This is a genomic window from Flavobacterium sp. (assembly GCF_031409475.1).
Taxonomy (GTDB): domain Bacteria; phylum Bacteroidota; class Bacteroidia; order Flavobacteriales; family Flavobacteriaceae; genus Flavobacterium.
On record NZ_JANNXH010000002.1, the window covers coordinates 64,915 to 83,141 of the forward strand.

Consider the following 18,227-nt stretch of genomic DNA (forward strand, 5'->3'; position numbering starts at 1 on the left):
GATATTCTTTTTTTATCAGTACTTTTGTAATCTTAATTCAATCTAAATAAGATTTGCGAACTACTATATCCAACTTAAAAAAAGGTCAAAAAGCCATCATCAAAGAATTTGATATTGACATTGTTCCATTAAAACTTCTAGAAATGGGTTGTTTGCCCGGAAACCTAGTTGAATTGTTGCAAATCGCCCCTTTTGGTGATCCATTGTATTTAAATGTTAATGGTTCACATCTTGCTATTCGTCTAGAAACTGCTAATGAAATTGAAGTTGATGTTTTAAAATCTAACTTATAATGACCGGCAAGCAAAATATCAATATTGCTTTAATTGGAAACCCAAATACTGGAAAAACATCGGTGTTTAATCAACTCACGGGTTTAAATCAACAAGTAGGAAATTATCCCGGAATTACCGTTGAGAAAAAAATTGGGTTTTGTAAATTACCCAATAACATTAAAGCCAATATTCTTGATTTACCGGGAACTTACAGTTTAAATGCAAGTTCAATTGACGAGAATGTAGTGATAGAGCTTTTGTTAAATAAAAACGACAAGCTGTTTCCTGATGTGGTGCTATTGATTACTGATGTTGAAAATTTGAAGCGTAATTTACTCCTTTTTACCCAAATTAAGGATTTAGAAATCCCTACAATTTTAGTCATTAATATGGCTGATAGAATGAAATATAAAGGCATTTCTTTAAACATCCCACATCTCGAAGAACAACTAAAAACTAAAATTGCACTGGTAAGTTCACGCAAGGGTTTTGGTATCGATGCCCTAAAAAACTTAATTGTAAGTTACAAAACTATCTCGACTGAACCTTGTATGAATGCCTCGAGTATCGATATAGATTATTTTGACAAATTACGCAAAGCTTTCCCTAATCAACTGTTGTATAAATTGTGGTTGGTAATTACTCAAGATGTAAATTTCTTGAATTTAGATCGAAATGAAATCCGAAGTTCTTTTACAAAATCACATTCGGATTTAAAGCGTTTGCAACAAAAAGAAACCATAAAACGATACCAATTTATTAATGATGTTCTCAAAGAAGGACAGCAAATTGACTCGAGTATAGCCAAAGATTTTCGTAGTAAACTAGACCGAGTTCTAACCCATAAAATCTGGGGTTATGTAATTTTCTTTTTAATATTATTCGTGATATCAATCTATTTTCGAATGGTCAAAAGTGCCTATGGATTTTATTGATGCCACTTTTGCAAGTTTGAGTTCTTATGCTAGTTCGCAATTACCCGCTGGTGTTTTGACTAATTTAATAACGCAAGGAATAATCCCCGGAATAGGCGGAATCCTGATTTTTATTCCACAAATAGCGTTTCTTTTTATGTTTATTTCCATACTCGAAGAAAGTGGTTATATGAGCCGTGTGGTTTTCTTGATGGATAAAATCATGCGCAAATTTGGGCTTTCTGGCAAAAGTGTTGTACCGCTAATTTCTGGAACGGCATGTGCAATCCCAGCGATTATGGCCACTAGAAATATCGAAAACTGGAAAGAACGATTGATTACTATTCTAGTAACTCCATTTACAACTTGTTCCGCTAGATTGCCCGTTTACGCCATTATTATAGCGCTGGTTATTCCAGATCAATTTGTATTTGGTTTCTTAAATTTACAAGGATTAACTTTAATGTTGTTGTATCTTTTGGGTTTTGGTATGGCCATTTTTTCGGCTTATGTTTTGAATAAAATTCTAAAAATAAATAGTAAAACCTACTTTGTTGTAGAAATGCCAAACTACAAATTACCCTTATTCAAAAATGTTGGAATAAATGTGATTGAAAAAACAAAGGCTTTCGTATTTGGAGCTGGAAAAATTATTCTCGCTATATCAATTGTTTTATGGTTTCTCGCTTCGTATGGTCCAGGAGAAAAATTCAACGAAGCGCAAAGCATTGTTATTGAAAAAAACAAAGCAAACCCGTTGACAAAAACCAATTTAGAGAATGCAATTGCTTCACAAAAATTAGAGAATTCCTATATAGGAATTATGGGAAAAACGATTGAACCAGCCATTTCGCCATTGGGTTATGACTGGAAAATAGGCATTGCCGTAATCAGTTCATTCGCCGCAAGAGAAGTTTTTGTTGGTACACTCGCAACCATTTATAGTGTGGGCGGAAGCGATAATGAAGACACTATAAAAAACAAAATGCAAGCCGAAATTAATCCTCAAACCGGAGAAAAAATCTTCAATTTTGCCTCAGGGATTTCGTTGCTTTTATTTTATGCTTTTGCGATGCAATGTGCCAGTACAATTGCCGTTACTAAAAAAGAAACCAACTCTTGGAAATGGCCTTTAGGACAACTTATTTTTATGAGTGGTTTAGCCTATCTTGTTGCTTTGTTGGCGTATCAAATATTAAAATAAGTGAATAATTTGTGTATTTTTATAAAAAAGTAATTGCATTATGAAAATTTATGACCAGGCTTTTGCTCAATATTACAAGAAATTAAAAGTGAAATGTCTTCCCTTGACTTGTTGGGAATTTCGAGAAAATAATTTCTCTGATACTATTTTGTTTCAAAGATTTCAATCTAAATGGAATACAAAACAAGATTATTTGAAAAAAGCCATTAATGAAAATAAAGAACTCCTTATCACCGACAAAAATTTTAAAATTGTTTTTGCGTCCAAAACTATTTCAAAAATAAGTGGATACCAACACGAGGAAATACTTGGAAAATCGCCCAAAATGTTTCAGGGTGAAGATACAAGTGAATTTACCAAGCAAAAAATTAAAACCGCTTTGATTCAATTAAAACCGTTTAAAGAAGTGATTTTGAATTATAAAAAGAATGGTGATTTGTACTGGTGTGAAATCGAAGGTTTGCCTATGTTTGACAAGGAAGGGAAGTTTCTGAACTACATTGCTCTAGAAAAAATTGCGTCTTAAATAAGATTTACTAATGGATTTTCAAGAAATTTTAGCATTTTCAGCTTTGGGAATTGCCCTGTTTTTTTTGTTTAAAAAATTCTTTTTTAAACAAAAAAAACATAAAAACTGCGGTAACAACGATTGTGGTTGCCATTAAATTTTAGTATTTTCGTTAAATAATTCGATTAAAAAAAACGGTTTTATAAAATAATAAATTACAGAATCGAATTACCGCTCAAATTAAAACAAAATCTTTTCGGAAATATATAAATTCGTAAGTTTTATATCAGCCTTTGAAATTATTTCAACCCCAATCTTTGAGTCAACAAACAAATCATGAAAAACCTACAACTAGCAATCTTTTTTCTATGCTGTACTACTGTTTTTGCACACACCATCAATTCCGACAATCAGGTTTTAAGACATTGGAATGTTCAAAAAGAAAATAAAATTATTGACGGTTCATTCTCTATGTTAAAAAACGGAAATCTATACATTGAAGATGCTCACAACAATTTAATACACTTTCCTATCGCATCATTTACAAAAGCAGATCAAGAATTTGCATTGCAAAAAGCGAGCAACATCATAGCAATTAATACCAACGTTATTGAACAAAAAAACATTCAAATTCCAAACAGGTACTATTTTATATTTGGTTTACTTGGACTGTTTTTAACCACTTTGACAGTAGTTGTATGCAAGTACTCTAAAAAGAAATCGCTGATTTATCTCATTTCTGTAATAAGTTTTGGAGCTTTATTTTCGTTGTTTGGATTTGCAGTAAAAACATTTTCTACAACTGATCCCGCATTTATGACAGCTGCATTCGCACCTTTTTCATCGACAGTGAGTACAAATTATGATGCAAATTTTTTCTATGTAAACTCAACCGGGATTCCAAACCATACCATGATGGTAGGCATTTCAAACCGGGGTTGGCAACAGCAAGTTCCTGTTTCTAAATGTTATATCAACAGCAGTCATTGGACAATTCCGCTCAATCCTGTTTTGGCAACAACACCTGTACCCGTTTCAGCCTCTCATTTTACAAAAGGCGCTATCGCAATGGCTGCAAATGGAGTTCCTATTTTTAATCCCTTTACAAATACTGGTGTCGACGCTTTTCTAGACGGGCAACTCGATAATTATGGTGGTCATTGCGGTCGAGGCGACGATTATCATTACCACACAGCACCTTTGCATTTAATAACTTTAGGACAAACAACTTACAATTTACCTATTGCTTTTGGACTTGATGGGTATGCAGTTTACGGAACTTTAGAACCAACAGGAGTAACGATGGCGACACTTGATGCCAATCACGGACATTATTTTAATAGTGTTTATCATTATCACGGAACGGCAACTGCACCGTATATGATAGGTAATATGGTAGGTCTAGTTACAGAAGATGCCAGTTTACAAATTATTCCGCAACCTCAAGGAAATCCTGTAAGAACCGAAAATTGGACACCATTAAACGGCGCTTTAATCACATCGTGTTTGGCAAATGCCAATAATGGTTACAATACTTTGTATTCCTTAAATGGCGTTTCGGGTTATGCAACAAATTATACGGCCACAACTGCTGGACTTTATAGTTTTCAATACATAACCCCAACTGGCACAACCACAACAAATTATAATGGTCCAGCACTGTGTACTGTTCCAAATTTAGGTATAGAAAATTACATTTCGATAGAAAAAAACATAAAAATATATCCAAATCCTACAACGGATTATCTCAATATCAATCTTGGAAATGATGCTTTAGAAACAGCTGTTCAAAATATTTGTATTTATGATTTAAAAGGGATTTTGGTCTCTAAAACCCAAAAGTTTGTCCCCAATTTAGATATAAAAAAACTACCAAGAGGAACTTATTTTGTAAAAATTCAGTTTTCAAATTCTGTAGTTACTAAAAAACTAATTATTAATTAAATTTAAAAGAATTACTTTTCGAAATCAATTTTTAGATAATAATTTTTGGGTTTTAGTACAATTTCTTTTTTTAAAGATGGCTCAACTTGTATCGATTTTATTTTTTTTGAATACTGTTTTTCAAACCATTTCGTGTTTTCGAGTTTATTTTTGGAATTGAAAATTATAGTTTTTTCTTCAATAAATTTTTTATTGGTATAAACCAAAACTGTTGCGCTTACTTCACCTGCCCATGCGCAAATTACGTTTTCAGGACATCGAGAGTCGTCAAAAACAGTTTTCAATTTAATGTGCAATCCTTTATTGGGGATGCATTTTTTTGTAGTTATTTTTAATTCCGATTGCGCTACTGAAAAAAAATTTAGGGAAAGGAAAAATAATAAAAATAGTTTTTTCATCCTGATTTAGTTACGTAGTTTTCACAAATAAATTACTTGCAATTTTACTTGAAATAGTCAGTTCTTGATTGTCAATTTTGATTTTTATGGACAAATCGAACGTTTCTTTTGAAATAATTTTAATTTTTGTTCCTAACGAAATGGCATGTTTATCAAGATATTTCAGGAATTCCGAAGAAGTATCTTTCACACCAACGCAAATTCCTATTTGATTTTCTGATAAATCGCAAAGCAATTGTTTTTCAATTTTTATTATTCTTCCGCTGGCATCTGGAATTGGATCACCGTGTGGATCTTCGGTAGGATTTTCGAGAAAATCATCGAGTTTATTGATGAGTTTTTCAGATTTTATATGCTCTAATTGTTCGGCTATATCGTGCACTTCGTCCCAGGAAAAATCTAATTTTTCTACCAAGAAAACTTCCCACAAACGGTGTTTTCTAACAATCATTTTGGCGGCTAATTTTCCGTTCTCGGTAAGAGAAACGCCTTGATACTTTTTGTAATTAATTAAATCTTTCTCTGCTAATTTCTTGAGCATATCTGTTACCGATGAGGCTTTCGTATCCATCATTTCGGCAATGGCATTTGTGCTCACTTCGCTGTCTATATCGAGTGTGAGATGGTAAATGGTTTTGAGATAATTTTCTTCTGAAAAAGTCATTTTGATTTATGGTATTTGATTATAAAACCCTGTCAGAGTTTTGAACTCTGACAGGGTTAAAAATAAAAATATTAATTTTTAACAATAAATAAAGGTATCGAAATTTTATGACGCAATTTATCAACTGTTGTCCCAAAAATTAAGTCTTTAAAACCAGTATGCCCGTGTGTTCCCATTACTAAAATATCAAAATTTCCTTTATTGATAATCTGCGGAATCACTTTGTTTGGTCTTCCAAAACCAAGCTCAGTTTCAATACTAAACCCTTTTTTAGAAAGCATTTCTTTATATTCATTTAATAGTTTTTTATCTATTAACGTTTCATGATCTTCAATGTTTTCGCCATAAACCATTGCGCCTACGGTTTCTACGACATGAATTAAGGTATATTTTGCTTCAATTCCTCCGAGTTCAAAAGCACTATTTAATGCGATTTCGTCTGCACTAGAAAAATCTACCGAAACCGCTATGTTTTTTTTGCTATACGTTTCTGATGGCGAAAATTTAAGTGCTAAATGGTGTGGCGAATGATTTTGAATATCCATTTTTGCTTTGGATATAAATGGTCTAAAAACAATATAAAGTAGCAAAATCAAAAAACTAATCGCTAACGGAACAACAGTTAACCATAAAATTATGGGATTTTCGGAAGTTTCTAACCAACCTTGAATTTCATTAAAAACTAATTTTGCGTTGAGTGAAACTATAATCAAAGCTACTGTCCAAGAAGCAATTTGTGTAACTTTACTAATAGCAAAACCTTTCATTTTAGATTTGTCACTCACAAAATGGATTAACGGAATGATGGCAAAACCGAGCTGCAAACTCAAAATTACCTGACTTAAAATTAGCATTTTTCCGGTTACACTTTCGCCAAAAATAGAAATTACAATTACTGCCGGAACAATTGCTATTAAACGAGTTATAATGCGACGAACCCAAGGTTGAATTCGCAGATTAAGATAACCTTCCATAATAATTTGACCGGCTAAAGTTCCTGTAATTGTCGAGCTTTGTCCAGCGGCAATTAGTGCAACTGCAAACAAAATTGGCGCCCATTGTGTTCCTAACATAGGTTCTAGTAGTTTGTGAGCGTCTTGAATTTCGGCAACTTCAAACAAACCGTTTTTATAAAATGTGGCTGCCGCCAAAATCAAAATAGCTGCATTTACAAAAAATGCTAGGTTCAAAGCTATCGTACTATCGATAAAATTATATTTTAAAGCCTGCTTGATTCCGGCTGTGCTTCTATCAAATTTACGAGTTTGCACTAAGGACGAATGCAAATATAAATTGTGCGGCATCACCGTTGCGCCTATAATTCCTATGGCAATATAAAGTGCTTCTTCGCTAGGCATACTCGGAATTAAACCTTTTAAAACACTTCCTAATTCTGGTTGAGCAAAAATCATTTCGAAAATAAACGAAAATCCAATGATAGCAACTAATGCAATGATAAACGCTTCCATTTTTCGCATGCCTTTATTGATAAGAAATAATAATAAAAAGGTGTCCAAAACCGTAATCATTACGCCTTGCAAAAGTGGAATTCCAAAAAGCAAATTCAACCCAATTGCCATTCCCAAAACTTCGGCAAGATCACAAGCCGCTATGGCAATTTCGGCTAGAAAATACAATATATAATTAATGAAACGAGGATAGGTTTCTCGCGAGGCTTGAGCTAAATCGCGTTGGGTAACAATACCTAATCGCGCACTCAAACTTTGCAAAAGTAAGGCCATCATATTACTCATAAGCAAAACCCAAAGTAAGGCATAGCCAAATTGGCTTCCGCCGGCAATATCCGTCGCCCAATTTCCTGGATCCATATAACCCACACTTACCAAATAGGCTGGGCCAAAAAAGGCAAGAATTTTTCTAAAAACAGTAGTTTTATTTTGTGTTGAAACCGATTGGTTTACTTCCTCTAATGATTTGCTCATGCTAAAATAATTTGAAGCAAATATAAATAAAATTTTTATATGAGTAATAATTTTTTTAGATTTGTCTAAAATTAATTTAATAGAAAACTAAATGAGACAATTATTCAATACAATCATACTTTTATTACTATTCCAAAATAGTTCTTTTGCACAAGATTTACCTAACATTCAAACCGATAGACCAGACCAAACCGAATGTCCGTTTATAACTCCAATACATTATTTTCAGTTTGAAAACGGTTTTTCGTATGAAAAAACAAAAACAAATTCTCGTGAAATTGTTGCCCCAACGGTATTGACTCGTTTTGGAATCAACGACCATTTTGAGTTGCGATTAATAACCGAATATATAATTAATAAGGAAAATTCTAATAAAATTGCGGGAATAAACCCCGTTTTAATTGGATTTAAAACGAGGCTTCTTGAAGAAAAAGGAATCATTCCGTTGACTTCGTTTATTGCGCACATTGCAATTCCAAAAGCAGCTTCGAAAGAATTCAAAACTACATATTATGCACCTGAATTTAGATTTACGATGCAACATACCATTAGTGATAAACAATCTTTGAGCTACAATCTTGGTGCAGAATGGAATGGAGAAACCGCCGAACCCTCATTTATCTATACTTTAACAACGGGTTACTCACTGACAGAAAAAATAGGTGGCTATATCGAATTTTATGGATTTATTCCGCAAATTGCCAAACCTGACCATCGATTTGATTTAGGCTTAACTTATTTGTTAACTGCAAATCATCAACTTGACGTTTCTGGAGGAGTTGGATTGTCCGAGAATTCCCCAAAATATTACCTGGCATTGGGGTATTCGTTTCGATTTAAAACTTAATACTGATTAAACTATAACAAAACTTTATACCAGAAACATTCTTCAAATTATAAATCTCTTTATCTTTGCATTAAATCTGAAATCTAAATTCAGAAATTTACAATCTTAAATAAAAATACTATGTATCCAGAAGAAATGGTAAAACCAATGCGCTCAGAATTATCTGATGCTGGTTTTCAAGATTTATATACAACCGAAGCGGTTGAAAACGCGATAAAAGCAGAAGGAACAACGCTTGTTGTAGTAAACTCTGTTTGTGGTTGTGCTGCTAGAAATGCGCGTCCAGGAGCAAAAATGAGTTTGGACAATGCCAAAAAACCAGATCATTTAGTAACGGTTTTTGCAGGAGTTGACAAAGATGCAGTTGATGCAGCAAGAGGATTTATGTTTCCTTTTCCTCCATCTTCGCCAAGTATAGCTTTGTTCAAAAATGGCGAATTAGTTCACATGTTAGAGCGTCATCATATTGAAGGTCGTCCAGCCGAAATGATTGCAGATAATTTAAAAGAAGCTTACGCAGAATTCTGTTAAGAATAAATTCACTAAATTTCTAAACCATTAAGAAATTAAGAAAATTAAGTATTCAAAAGCTTAATGAAACTTAATTTTCTTAATGGTTTGTCTTTTTGAAAAACCTTATATTTGCAGACAATTTTTTTATAATTCAAAACATTTCTCAACTTAAAACTGTTTATAGCATGCAACTGTACAACACTTTGAGCGCAGAAGAAAGGTCAATATTAATTGACGAAGCCGGAAAACAGCGACTCACGTTGTCTTTCTATGCTTATGCGCAGATCTCAAATCCAACTCTATTTCGGAACGAATTATTTCTTGCTTGGAACGCACTCGAAGTTCTAGGTCGGATTTATGTTGCCCACGAAGGCATAAACGCCCAACTGTCACTTCCTGCTGATCATTTCTATGCTTTCAAAAACACAATTGAAGTGTATGATTTTATGAAAAACATTCGGTTGAATGTTGCTGTAGAACAAGACGATCACTCTTTTTTGAAACTCACCATAAAAGTTCGAGACAAAATTGTAGCCGATGGTTTAGTCGATGAAACTTTTGATGTAACCAATATTGGAATTCACTTAAAAGCAAAGGAATTCAACACTTTACTCGAAGATCCAGATACAATTGTATTCGATATGCGCAATCATTACGAATCTGAAATAGGTCATTTTACTAATGCAATAAAACCCGATGTAGACACTTTTCGGGAAAGCTTGCCCATTATCGAAGAGCAACTTTCGGAACACAAACAAGACAAAAAACTCTTAATGTATTGCACAGGCGGAATTCGTTGTGAGAAAGCCAGCGCTTACTTTAAACACAAAGGATTTGAAAACGTATACCAACTCGAAGGCGGAATTATAGAATACACCCGCCAAGTCAAAGCCGAAGGGTTGCAAAGTAAATTCATTGGTAAAAACTTTGTTTTTGATCATCGCTTGGGCGAAAGAATTACAGACGATATCGTTGCGCAATGCCATCAATGTGGCAAACCTTGTGATGTACACACGAACTGCGTAAATGAAGGTTGTCATTTACTTTTTATACAATGCGAAACTTGTGCAACCGCCATGCAAGGTTGTTGTTCTCAGGATTGTGTATCGGTAATTCATCTTCCTGAGTCAGCACAAAAAGCAGTTAGAAGAGGAATAAAAAACGGAAATAAAATATTCAAAAAAGGAAAATCAGATGTTTTGACTTTTAAAAATAACGAAGAAACTCATGGTGTTTTCGTTCCAAAAAAAGAGAAACTACCCGTTGAAAAAGAATCCAAAATTAAGAAAATCTACATCGGAAAAGGAACCCATTTTTTTCCAAAATCAAGTGTTGGACAATTTCAAATTGAAGAAAACGAAATTAAAATTGGAGATACAATTCTCATCAAAGGAACCACAACTGGAGAACAAAAATTAGTAATTACAGAAATGCTAGTTAACGATTTCGTTTCCGAAAAAGCAGTTTCTGGTGACCGTTGCACTTTTAAATTGCCTTTTAGAATTCGTTTGTCTGACAAATTGTATAAAATTTTAGAGTGATTTTTAAAATAATAAAGGAGTACGATTTAACGTTACACTATTGAAAACATATTTGAAATTTGAATTTTATTTTTTGAAAAAATCTGAAATCTAATCCCGAAGTATCGAGACGAAATCTAAAATCTTTGTTATCTTTACAAACTGATCGTTTTAAGAACATAAGTTGCAATCATAGCAACACTATATATAAAATTATGGCATGTACAAGTTGTTCAACTTCGGATGGTGGCGCACCAAAGGGTTGTAAAAATAATGGGACTTGTGGCACCGATAGCTGCAACAAATTAACGGTTTTTGATTGGCTTTCGAACATGAGTTTACCTAATGGTCAAGCACCATTTGATTGCGTTGAAGTGCGTTTTAAAAACGGGCGAAAAGAATTTTATCGCAACACCGAGAAAATCACTTTAAGCATTGGCGACATAGTTGCTACAGTAGCATCGCCAGGACATGACATTGGGATTGTTACTTTAACAGGCGAATTAGTTCGTGTTCAAATGAAGAAAAAAGGAGTCAATCCTACCAATGCTGAAATTCCTAAAATTTATAGAAAAGCCTCTCAAAAAGATATTGATATTTGGTCCGTTGCTCGAGATAAAGAAGAGCCGATGAAAGTAAGAGCACGCGAATTAGCGATTGCTCAAAAATTAGAAATGAAAATTTCGGATATTGAATTTCAAGGCGATGGTTCCAAAGCTACTTTTTATTACACTGCAAATGACAGAGTCGATTTTAGACTGTTAATCAAAGATTTTGCTAAAGAATTCTCGACACGTGTCGAAATGAAACAAGTTGGACTTCGACAAGAAGCGGCACGTTTAGGCGGAATTGGATCTTGCGGTCGCGAGCTATGTTGTTCTACTTGGCTCACCGATTTTAGAAGCGTAAACACCTCAGCGGCACGATACCAACAATTGTCTTTAAATCCACAGAAATTAGCTGGACAATGCGGAAAATTAAAATGCTGCTTGAATTATGAGCTCGACACTTACATGGATGCGCTGAAAGGATTTCCCGATTTTGATACTAAATTATCAACCGAAAAAGGAGATGCCATTTGCCAAAAGCAAGACATTTTCAAAGGATTAATGTGGTTTGCTTATACTAACGATTTTGCGAATTGGCACGTATTGAAAATTGATCAGGTCAAAGAAATTCTTGCTGAAAACAAGCTTAAAAACAAAGTTTCATCACTCGAAGATTTTGCTATAGAAATTATTATTGAGCCAGAAAAGAATTTTAATAACGCGATGGGTCAAGAAAGCTTAACCCGTTTTGACCAACCCAAAAGGAGTAAAAAATCAAATAAAAAACGCAAGCCTGGAGGGGAAAATCTAATTGTAGCAAGCAATAATAACAAGCAAAACAATCCTCCAAGTGCAAAAAACACGATTGTAGCCAACAATAACAACAAGCAAAATAATGCTGGTGGTCCAAAAAACAATGCTGAAAACAAACCAGCAATAGCCAGAAAACCTATAATTATCACTAAAAATGAGAATAAAGAATAGTGCATTACTGCTATTAATTGCATTACTCTTTTTTTCTTGTGATAAAAAAAGAGTCTTTGATGAATATAAATCTGTAGGAAGTGCGTGGCACAAAGACAGCATAGTAACCTTTAATCTACCGGAATTAGATTCGACAAAAAAGTATAATCTATTTGTAACTTTAAGAGACAATAATAATTATCCCTACAACAATCTTTTTTTAATTGTGGGAATCGAATTGCAAAACGGATTTACAAAAGTAGATACACTAGAATACCAAATGTCTAATCCAGACGGATCATTACTTGGCGATGGTTTTACTGATATCAAGGAAAGTAAGCTCTTTTATAAAGAAAACGTACGGTTCAGAGGAAAATATAAAGTTCATATTAAACAAGCCGTTAGAGAATCTGGGAAAGTGCTTGGAATTACGCTTTTAGAAGGCATAACAGATGTAGGTTTTAGAATAGAAAAACAAGAATAGAAAAGTATTATGGCTGCTAATAAAATAAATAATTTAAAAGGATATTTAAGCAAAGACGTTACGTATTATAAAAAGAGATTTTGGAAAGTCTTTTTATATGGAATGGGAGCAATAGGCGTGTTTTTCTTATTTGCATCATGGGGACTTTTTGGCTCCATGCCATCATTCGAAGATCTAGAAAATCCAGATTCTAATTTGGCTACCGAAATTATTTCTTCTGACGGAGTTGTAATTGGCAAATATTTCGAAAAAAATAGATCCCAACTAAAATACTCCGATTTACCTAAAAATCTAGTTCAAGCACTTGTCGCTACAGAAGATGCGCGTTTTTATGAGCATTCTGGTATTGACGGTAGAGGAACATTAAGAGCTATGGCAAGTTTTGGAACAAATGGAGGTGCAAGCACATTGACACAACAATTAGCAAAACAATTATTTCATGGTGAAGGTTCTAAATTTTTACCTTTTAGAATTGTTCAAAAAATAAAAGAATGGATTATTGCAATTCGACTCGAGAGACAATACACAAAAAACGAAATCATAGCCATGTATTGTAACGTCTATGATTTTGGAAATAATTCTGTAGGTGTAAGCTCCGCTGCAAAGACCTATTTCTCAAAAGAACCAAAAGATTTAACTATAGACGAATCCGCTATATTAGTTGGAATGTTCAAAAATTCTGGTTTGTACAATCCCGTTAGAAATGCACAAGGTGTCAAAAACCGAAGAAACGTAGTACTTTTGCAAATGGAAAAAGAAAATATTATTACCGAATCTCAAAAAGAAAAATTACAACAACTGCCTATAAAATTAAATTTCAAATTAGAAAGCCACAAAGGAGGAACTGCAACTTATTTTAGAGAATATTTACGAGATTATTTGAAAAAGTGGGTAGAAGAAAACAAAAAACCAGACGGTTCAGATTATAACATTTACAAAGACGGACTTAAAATCTACACCACTATAGATTCTAGAATGCAATTGCACGCCGAAGAAGCTGTCGAAAAACACATGGCAAACCTTCAAGAGGAATTTTTTATCGAGGCTAAAACCAATAAAAACGCACCTTTTGTAAACATTTCGGATACCGAAACGCAACGTATCTTAAAACAAGCTATGAAATCATCGTATCGATGGACCGTTTTAAGTGAACAGGACAAAAGTGAGGAAGAAATCATAGCGTCTTTCCAAGTAAAAACAAAAATGACCGTTTTCACTTGGAAAGGCGAAAAAGATACACTTATGACACCGATGGATTCCATACGGTATTACAAACATTTCCTGCAATCAGGACTTATGGCAATGGAACCACAAACAGGCAGTATCAAAGCATGGGTTGGTGGAATAAATTACAAATATTTTCAGTACGATCATGTGGGTCAAGGCGCAAGACAAGTAGGTTCTACATTCAAACCATTTGTTTATGCTGCAGCAATAGAACAATTAGGAATGTCACCTTGCGACACCATTATTGATGGTCCGTTTGTAATTCGAAAAGGACGCCATCATGTAACCGCAGATTGGGAACCAAGAAATTCCGACAATAAATACCGCGGAATGGTAACCTTAAAACAAGGATTGGCAAACTCCATTAATACCGTTTCTGCAAAATTAATCGATAAAGTTGGGCCAGAAGCTGTTGTAGAATTAACACACAAATTAGGTGTAAAATCCGAAATTCCTGTTCAACCTTCAATCGCATTAGGCGCAGTTGATATCACTGTGGAAGATATGGTTGCCGCTTATGGAACATTTGCTAACCAAGGCGTTTATGTAAAACCACAATTCATTACTCGAATAGAAGATAAAAGCGGTGTCGTAATCTACGAACCCATTCCAGAATCACACGATGTGTTGAACAAAGACATCGCATTTGCGGTGATTAAATTGCTACAAGGCGTTACCGAAGGCGGTTCTGGCGCAAGACTACGAACTCAAGGTGGCGGAAGCGGAGACAATCGTTGGACCGGTTATCCATACCTGTTCACCAACCCAATTGCAGGAAAAACAGGTACTACACAAAACCAGTCGGATGGTTGGTTTATGGGAATGGTGCCCAATCTAGTAACTGGGGTTTGGGTAGGATGCGAAGATCGTTCTGCACGTTTCAAAAGCCTAACTTATGGTCAAGGCGCAACGGCTGCTTTGCCAGTTTGGGGCTATTTTATGAAACTCTGTTATGATGATGCTGGGCTTAATGTTTCTAAAAAAGAATTCGACAGACCATCAAATCTCTCCATAAAAGTAGATTGTTACACCGCACCAAAAGTAATAGACAGCACCGCTGTAGAACAAGATACCGAAGAATTCGAATTGTAATTTTTTTAGGAGCTATTTCCTGCACCCGAGGCTGAAAGCCGAACTGGCGAAGCAATTCGTTACAATCTTTTAAAATCTAATTCCGCTTAGGTGAATCAGATTTTAAAAGGATTTCCTCCCGAGACTTCGGGACTATCAGGGTTAAAAAACGCAACATGATTAACAAAAAAGTAAACACAGTACAAGAAGCACTCAACGGAATCGAAAACGGAATGACACTTATGCTTGGTGGTTTTGGGCTTTGTGGTATTCCCGAAAATTCCATCGCCGAATTGGTAAAAAAAGAAACAAACAATCTCACTTGCATTTCTAACAATGCTGGTGTCGATGATTTTGGTTTGGGATTACTTTTGCAAAAACGCCAAATCAAAAAAATGATTTCTTCCTACGTAGGAGAAAATGCCGAGTTTGAGCGCCAAATGCTCTCCGGAGAACTCGAAGTAGATTTAATTCCACAAGGCACTTTAGCCGAACGATGTCGTGCCGCACAAGCCGGAATTCCAGCTTTTTTCACTCCAGCAGGTTTTGGAACCGAAGTGGCTATTGGCAAAGAAACACGAGAATTCAACGGCAAAATGCACATCATGGAACTGGCTTTCAAAGCCGATTTTGCCATCGTAAAAGCTTGGAAAGGCGACACGGCAGGAAACCTAATCTTCAAAGGAACCGCCCGAAATTTTAATCCATGCATGGTTGGAGCAGCAAAAATAACCATCGCCGAGGTAGAAGAACTGGTAGAAGCTGGAACATTGGATCCCAACCAAATTCACATTCCCGGAATATTAGTGCAACGCATTTTTCAAGGGGAGAAATACGAGAAAAGGATTGAACAGAGAACGGTGAGGAAAAAATAGTGTTCAGTGTTCAGACTATTAGTGTTCAGTACGAAACTTAAATGACCTTATATTCCTTATATGGTTTAATAACTTAATGAATCTTAACTTCTTAATGGTTTAAAAAACTTAACGGATAAAAAATTATGTTAACAAAAGAAGACATCGCAAAACGAATAGCTCAAGAAGTTCAAAATAATTACTTTGTAAATCTTGGTATTGGCATACCAACTCTAGTGGCAAACTATATCCCAAAAGGAATTGATGTTGAGTTTCAAAGTGAAAATGGCGTTCTCGGAATGGGACCATTTCCGTTTGAAGGAGAAGAAGACGCTGATTTAATCAATGCAGGCAAGCAAACCATCACAACATTGCCAGGAGCCAGTTTTTTTGACTCTGCATTCAGTTTTGGCATGATTCGAGGACAACATGTAGATTTAACCATTCTAGGAGCAATGGAAGTTTCCGAAAATGGCGACATTGCCAACTGGAAAATTCCCGGAAAAATGGTCAAAGGAATGGGTGGTGCAATGGATTTAGTGGCTTCGGCCGAGAATATAATTGTAGCCATGATGCATGTGAACAAGGCTGGAGAAAGCAAAATTTTAAAAAAATGTACCTTGCCTTTAACAGGTGTTGGTTGTGTTAAAAAAGTGGTTACTGAATTGGCAGTTATGGAAATTACCCCCAATGGATTCAAACTTTTAGAACGCGCACCAGGAGTTTCAGTAGCGTACATCATCGCTTCCACCGAAGCTAATTTGATTATTGAAGGCGAAATTCCAGAGATGGTGATAGATTAAAAACCACAGATAAAATATAAACCGCAAATTCTTCAATCTAAAACTTGCGGTTTTTTTATGTTTTATGAAATTCTAAAAAAACCAACTCGTCACAAAAATAGCCGTTATCACACAAATCACATCCACCAGAAGCATTGTTCCAAGTGCATAACGCGTGTTTTTGATATTAACAGAACCAAAATAAACCGCAATTACATAAAAAGTACTTTCGGCACTGCACTGAAAAATACTACTCAATCTTCCAGTCATCGAATCGGCGCCAAAAGTATTCATCGAATCAATCAAAAACCCTCTTGATCCAGCAGAACTAAAAGGTCTAAGCAATGCAACTGGTAAAGCATCGGTAATCTGTTTGCTAACACCCATATTCGAGAAAGCAAAAGCAATCCAGTTGCTAATAATTTCAAACAATCCACTATTTCTGAATAACGAAATAGCTACTAACATACCCAAAACATAAGGAAAAATGGTAACGCCAGTTTTAACTCCATTATTGGCTCCTGATACAAAGGCTTCGTAAACTGTGGTTTTAGCGGCTGTAAATTTCTTCTCTTTGATAAAGGAAAAAATCATAGTAAATAAAATAATCCCAACCAAAATTAATGCTGAGAGATTAGAAGTAAAATAGTTTTTACCTATTAAATCCAAATGGTTTACATACATCAACAAACCTACAATGGCAGCAATTAACGCCATTAAACCAATAACTAAAGAAGCACTTTTGAAATTAATTTTTTGTTTCACTCCAACGATAAGAAAAGCGGCAATTGTACCGATAAATGAAGTGATAATACAAGGCAGCATCACATCGGCTGGGTTGGTGGCACCTGCTGCAGCACGATAACCAATGATTGAAGTGGCTATCAAAGTAAGCCCTGAAGCGTGCAGACACATAAACATAATTTGAGCATCGCTGGCTTTGTCTTTTTCGGGATTTATTTCTTGTAAACTTTCCATCGCTTTTAATCCAAAAGGTGTTGCTGCCGAGTCCAAACCTAAGAAATTAGCAGCAAAATTCAAGGTCATATAGGAAATCGAAGGATGGTTTTTGGGAACGCTTGGAAATACTTTTACAAATACGGGACTCAATGCTTTTGCCAGTTTTTCGGATGCTCCAGAAATGATTAAAAGCTCCATTAAGCCACAAAAGAAAGCCAAATAGGCCATAAGCGGCAATATTAAATCTATCAAAGTGGCTTTACAAGTAGGTAAAAGCCCATCTGATTTTTGAACTCCGCTAAAAATTTTGACCGTTTTATTTTTATAAACATAAGTAGAATCTAGGTCCAAAGTATCACGATTAACAATCATCGTTTCATCTGGAGCATTCTTGATGCTATCTTTTATAAATGCTGGAATCTGATCCAGATATTTTTCTGAAATTAGAATAGGATCATCTTTTTTTCCGTTTAAAACATGATCAATAGTATAATTGTTTCCAGAAAATAAACTGAAAATCACGAATGCTATCGATGAAATAAAAATGACCAACCAAAATCTACTCAATACCATAATTTCTAATTTTTGTAAATGTAATAATTAAATCA

General features: G+C 34.7%; 15 protein-coding genes and 1 pseudogene. 12 read left to right on the forward strand and 4 right to left on the reverse strand.

Annotation, left to right across the window (positions count from 1 at the left end):
* Positions 1–53 precede the first annotated feature (53 nt).
* The 4 genes and pseudogenes from RMO53_RS00325 (at position 54) to RMO53_RS00340 (ending at position 4,845) form a co-directional block, all read left to right on the forward strand.
* Positions 54–293, forward strand: a complete 240-nt coding sequence (locus tag RMO53_RS00325; RefSeq protein ID WP_310377354.1) for a FeoA family protein — start codon at positions 54–56, stop codon at positions 291–293.
* Positions 293–2,393, forward strand: a pseudogene (gene feoB, locus RMO53_RS00330) (ferrous iron transport protein B). Before RMO53_RS00325 ends, feoB begins: the two are co-directional and overlap by 1 nt.
* A 40-nt stretch (positions 2,394–2,433) precedes the next feature.
* Positions 2,434–2,919, forward strand: a complete 486-nt coding sequence (locus RMO53_RS00335; RefSeq protein WP_310377355.1) for a PAS domain-containing protein — start codon at positions 2,434–2,436, stop codon at positions 2,917–2,919.
* A 318-nt stretch (positions 2,920–3,237) separates the two neighbouring features.
* Positions 3,238–4,845, forward strand: a complete 1,608-nt coding sequence (locus RMO53_RS00340; protein ID WP_310377356.1) for a T9SS type A sorting domain-containing protein — start codon at positions 3,238–3,240, stop codon at positions 4,843–4,845.
* An 11-nt stretch (positions 4,846–4,856) separates the two neighbouring features.
* Here RMO53_RS00340 and RMO53_RS00345 read toward each other — a convergent pair whose 3' ends face one another.
* From RMO53_RS00345 to RMO53_RS00355, 3 genes are all read right to left on the reverse strand, one after another.
* Complete coding sequence (locus RMO53_RS00345) at positions 4,857–5,243, reverse strand: hypothetical protein (RefSeq protein WP_310377357.1); 387 nt, start codon at positions 5,241–5,243, stop codon at positions 4,857–4,859.
* 10 nt (positions 5,244–5,253) lie between these two features.
* A complete protein-coding gene (locus RMO53_RS00350) occupies positions 5,254–5,907 on the reverse strand; it encodes a metal-dependent transcriptional regulator (RefSeq protein WP_310377358.1) in 654 nt (217 codons plus the stop codon).
* 71 nt (positions 5,908–5,978) lie between these two features.
* A complete protein-coding gene (locus RMO53_RS00355; RefSeq protein WP_310377359.1) occupies positions 5,979–7,850 on the reverse strand; it encodes an Nramp family divalent metal transporter in 1,872 nt (623 codons plus the stop codon).
* Positions 7,851–7,941: 91 nt separating this feature from the next.
* Between RMO53_RS00355 and RMO53_RS00360 the strand changes: the two genes are divergently transcribed.
* From RMO53_RS00360 to RMO53_RS00395, 8 genes are all read left to right on the forward strand, one after another.
* Entirely contained in the window at positions 7,942–8,697 is a 756-nt protein-coding gene (locus tag RMO53_RS00360; RefSeq protein WP_310377360.1) for a transporter, read from the forward strand.
* A 120-nt stretch (positions 8,698–8,817) separates the two neighbouring features.
* Complete coding sequence (locus RMO53_RS00365; RefSeq protein WP_310377361.1) at positions 8,818–9,228, forward strand: BrxA/BrxB family bacilliredoxin; 411 nt, start codon at positions 8,818–8,820, stop codon at positions 9,226–9,228.
* A 167-nt stretch (positions 9,229–9,395) separates the two neighbouring features.
* Positions 9,396–10,751: a rhodanese-related sulfurtransferase gene (locus RMO53_RS00370; RefSeq protein ID WP_310377362.1), complete on the forward strand. Its 1,356-nt coding sequence runs from the start codon at positions 9,396–9,398 to the stop codon at positions 10,749–10,751.
* Between the two features lie 194 nt (positions 10,752–10,945).
* Positions 10,946–12,262, forward strand: coding sequence for a regulatory iron-sulfur-containing complex subunit RicT (locus tag RMO53_RS00375; protein ID WP_310377363.1), 1,317 nt, complete (start codon positions 10,946–10,948; stop codon positions 12,260–12,262).
* A complete protein-coding gene (locus tag RMO53_RS00380) occupies positions 12,246–12,725 on the forward strand; it encodes a gliding motility lipoprotein GldH (RefSeq protein ID WP_310377364.1) in 480 nt (159 codons plus the stop codon). The genes RMO53_RS00375 and RMO53_RS00380 overlap by 17 nt, the downstream gene beginning before the upstream one ends.
* A 9-nt stretch (positions 12,726–12,734) precedes the next feature.
* Positions 12,735–15,044 (forward strand): transglycosylase domain-containing protein, encoded by a 2,310-nt coding sequence (locus tag RMO53_RS00385; protein ID WP_310377365.1) that lies wholly within the window; start codon positions 12,735–12,737, stop codon positions 15,042–15,044.
* A 155-nt stretch (positions 15,045–15,199) separates the two neighbouring features.
* Positions 15,200–15,898: a CoA transferase subunit A gene (locus tag RMO53_RS00390; RefSeq protein WP_310377366.1), complete on the forward strand. Its 699-nt coding sequence runs from the start codon at positions 15,200–15,202 to the stop codon at positions 15,896–15,898.
* 125 nt (positions 15,899–16,023) lie between these two features.
* Positions 16,024–16,680 carry a CoA transferase subunit B gene (locus RMO53_RS00395; RefSeq protein ID WP_310377367.1) on the forward strand — a complete coding sequence of 219 codons (657 nt, stop codon included), beginning with the start codon at positions 16,024–16,026 and terminating at the stop codon, positions 16,678–16,680.
* 72 nt (positions 16,681–16,752) lie between these two features.
* On the opposite strand, the gene RMO53_RS00400 is transcribed toward RMO53_RS00395, so the two are convergent.
* Positions 16,753–18,192, reverse strand: a complete 1,440-nt coding sequence (locus tag RMO53_RS00400) for a nucleoside recognition domain-containing protein (protein ID WP_310377368.1) — start codon at positions 18,190–18,192, stop codon at positions 16,753–16,755.
* Positions 18,193–18,227: the final 35 nt, after the last annotated feature.